Origin of the sequence: Micromonospora sp. CPCC 206060 (assembly GCF_036906895.1) — a bacterium.
Lineage (GTDB): Bacteria > Actinomycetota > Actinomycetes > Mycobacteriales > Micromonosporaceae > Micromonospora.
In genome coordinates this window covers 1-639 of the sequence record NZ_JBAKHU010000283.1, presented here as the reverse complement: position 1 = coordinate 639, position 639 = coordinate 1, and the positions used below count along the sequence as shown (strand labels likewise).

The following is a 639-nucleotide window of genomic DNA, read 5'->3' as shown; positions in this document are numbered from 1 at the left end:
ACCATGATCCAACCCGAACGACCCAGGTCAAGCCGACCCGCCGACGAGCACCTGACCAGTCACCTCCCGGGTCACGTTGAGTCGGATCATGACGGCGGTCGACGTCAATCTCTACGGCACCGTGCACGGTGGTGTGCTGATGAAGTTCATCGACGACGTGGCGGGCGCGGCGGCGGCCCGGCACAGCGGCGGTACGGCGGTGACTGCGGCGATCGACGAGATCGTCTTCGCCGAGCCGGTCCGGGTCGGTGATCTGCTGCACGCCCACGCCCAGGTCAACTGGACCGGGCGGACCTCGATGGAGGTGGGGGTCCGGGTGGTCGCCGAGCGGTGGGACTCGGCCGAGGACGAGGCGGTCCTGGTGGGCACGGCGTACCTGGTCTTCGTCGGCGTGGACGTCGGTGGCGGCCCGCGCGAGGTGCGGCCGGTGCTGCCGGAGACCTCGGAGGACGAGCGGCGCTACCGGGAGGCGGAGATCCGCCGGGCGCACCGGCTGGCCCGGCGTCGGGCGATCCAGGCGCACCGGGCCGGCTGAGACGTCGACGGTCTGGGCCGGTTGCGGCGCCCGACGGTCTCAGCCTCGATCCACCGACGCGGTTGGCGGCGATCACCGGTTGATCATTTCGATATGGGGTGAGT

At 70.9% G+C, this 639-nt stretch carries 1 protein-coding gene; it reads left to right on the top strand.

Annotated features, from left to right (window positions below):
- Positions 1–76 precede the first annotated feature (76 nt).
- Positions 77–535 (top strand): acyl-CoA thioesterase, encoded by a 459-nt coding sequence (locus V6U90_RS33760; protein WP_334445262.1) that lies wholly within the window; start codon positions 77–79, stop codon positions 533–535.
- Positions 536–639 lie beyond the last annotated feature (104 nt).